General features: G+C 71.4%; 2 protein-coding genes. Both read left to right on the top strand.

The window, feature by feature from the left end:
- The first annotated feature begins 196 nt into the window (after positions 1-196).
- The gene (istA, locus tag J1M46_RS15065) at positions 197-1,756 is read left to right on the top strand and encodes an IS21 family transposase (protein ID WP_206448801.1); all 1,560 of its coding nucleotides are present in this window, start codon (positions 197-199) and stop codon (positions 1,754-1,756) included.
- Entirely contained in the window at positions 1,753-2,532 is a 780-nt protein-coding gene (gene istB, locus J1M46_RS15070) for an IS21-like element helper ATPase IstB (RefSeq protein ID WP_206448802.1), read from the top strand. The genes istA and istB overlap by 4 nt, the downstream gene beginning before the upstream one ends.
- Positions 2,533-2,668: the final 136 nt, after the last annotated feature.

The following is a 2,668-nucleotide window of genomic DNA, read 5'->3' on the forward strand; positions in this document are numbered from 1 at the left end:
TGTTGGCGGCCATGTGAAACTGCCCGTAGGCGGTCACGAGAACTGCCCGTAGATGGCCAGCAGATCTGCCCGCTGGTGGCCACGAGTTCTGCCCACGTCTGATGGTTCCGCTCCGCGCGTCGTCGCGGTGGCGGGGCTCCTCCCCGGGTTCGATGACGGTGCTTGACGCCGTATCGATGCCCGGGAAGGGGCTGCTGTGAAGTCTGACGGAGAGATCATGGAAATTTTGGAAGCGTACGACCTGACCGGGTCGTTTCGGGGTGCTGCCGAGCTCGCGGGATGCTCGCATCACACGGTCGCCGCGCATGTCGCGGCCCGGGATGCGGGGCGCCCGATCGGGGCGTCGGCGCCGCGGTCGAAGGTGATCGACGGGTTCCTGGCGAAGGTCGAGGAGCTTGTCGATCGCTCGCAGGGGAAGGTGCGGGCGGACAAGGTGCACGAGGTGCTCGCCGCGTCCGGCTTCGACGGGTCGGAGCGGACCGTGCGGCGCGCGGTCGCGGAGGCGAAGACGGCGTGGCGGGCGGGCCGGCGCCGGGTGCATCGGCCGTGGGTCACGGAGCCGGGGCTGTGGTTGCAGTACGACTTCGGCGACGGCCCGGTCGTCGATGGCGTCAAGACGGTGCTGTTCGTCGCGTGGCTGGCGTTCTCGAGGTTCCGGGTAGTGATCCCGATCCGGGACAAGACGTTGCCGTCGGTGTTCGCGGCGCTGGATCGCACGTTCCGGCTCCTGGGTGGCGCGCCGACGTACGTTCTGACTGACAATGAGAAGACGGTCACCGCGATGCACGTCGCCGGGGTGCCGGTGCGGAACGCGCAGACGGTGTCGTTCGCGCGCCATTACGGGGTGACGGTGCTCACCTGCCAGCCGGCGGATCCGGCGTCCAAGGGCGGCGTGGAGGCGTCGGTGAAGCTCGCCAAGGCCGACCTGGTGCCGACAGGCGCGAACCTGCGGGACGGCTACGGCTCGTTCGCGGAGCTGGAGGCGGCGTGCGCGGCGTTCATGGACGAGGTCAACGGCCGGCAGCACCGCATCACGCGCCGGCTGCCCGCCGAGGCGCTGGCCGAGGAGCAGCGGCGGCTGCATCCGGTGCCGGCGCGTGCGCATACGATCGCGTTCGGGCTCTCGCGGCAGGTGCCGCCGAACACGCCGATGGTGGCGTTCGAACACGGCCAATACTCGGTCCCGCACCGGCTGATGGGCGCGGAGGTGTTCGTCCGCGCGCAGGGCGTCGGCGAGGCCGAGCGGATCGTGCTCGTCCATCACGGCATCGACGGGCCGGTCGAGGTCGCCCGGCACCCGCGCGCCCGCCCCGGCTCGCCCCGCATCGCGGACGAGCACTTCCCGGAGCAGCCGGTCAAGGTCCCGGGCGACTACGCGATCAAGGCGCGCAGCGGCGAGGAGGCGGAGTTCCTCGGCATCGGGCACGGCGCGGCAGCGTGGCTGCTGGAGGCCGCCGCGTCGGGCACCGCGCGGGTGAACCAGAAGATGCGCGAAGCGGTGCAGCTGGCCCGCATCCACGGCATCGAGCCGGTCGATGAGGCGCTCGGGACCGCTGCCGCGTTCGGCCGCTTCGGCGCCGGTGACCTCGCCTCGATCCTCGGCTCCAAGGCGTCGGCGACGCCGGCGCGGACGGCGTCGGAATCGCGCTCGCTCGCGCAAGGCACCCGCGGCTGGGCCAGCATCGGCCACCCGGAACCCGCGATCCAAGTCGACGCGGTCAGCGCCGACGAGGCGCGCGAGGAGGCCGGAGCATGAGCGTCGCGACCCCTGCCGCCCCGCCCATCCCCGCCGAGCTGGAGGCGATCATGCGGCAGCTGAAGATGCCCTACGCGCGCGGCCTCGCGCCCGAGCTGTTCGCCACCGCCAGGAGCCAGCGTTGGGAACCGGCCGAGATCGTCAAGGCGCTGCTGGATGAGGAGATCGCCGGTCGTGCCAGGTCGATGCTCGCCGCCAGGCGCAAGGCCGCCGGCTTTCCCACCGGGAAGACCTTCGACACCTGGGACCCGTCGCTGTCCACGATCCCGGCCCCGACGCAGCAGTCGCTGCGGACCCTGGAATGGGTGCACCGGCGCGAGAACCTCGTCATCTGCGGACCCGCCGGCACCGGCAAGACGTTCTTCCTCGAAGCGCTCGGCCAGCACGCCGTCGAGCAAGGGCTGAAAGTCGCCTGGTTCCGGCTCGAGGACCTCGGCGCGCTGATCCGCGCGCACCGACCCGACGACACCGTCACCCGCACCGTCGCCCGCATCCTCCGCGCCGACCTCGTCGTGGTCGATGACATCGGGCTGCTGGGCGTCGGCGACGACGCCGCCGAGGGTCTCTACCGGCTCGTCGACGCCGCCTACGAGAAGCGCTCCATCGCGATCTCCTCGAACCTGCACCCCGCCGGCTTCGACGAACTCATGCCCAAGACCCTCGCCACCGCGACCGTCGACCGGCTCCTCCACCACGCCCACCTCGCGCAGACCAGCGGCGACTCGATCCGGCTCGCGCAAGCCCTCGCCGGCACGGGGGTGACCCCGATGAACTGACCGCCGAACCGCCCTACGCGGCCAGGGCCACCACAACCCGGTGGGCAGAACTCCTGGCCGCGAACGGGCAGTTCTCATGGCCACCAGCGGGCACTTCTGCTGGCCGCCAATGGGCAATTCCTACTGGCCGTTGACA

The organism is Agrococcus sp. KRD186 (assembly GCF_017168255.1).
Lineage (GTDB): Bacteria > Actinomycetota > Actinomycetes > Actinomycetales > Microbacteriaceae > Agrococcus.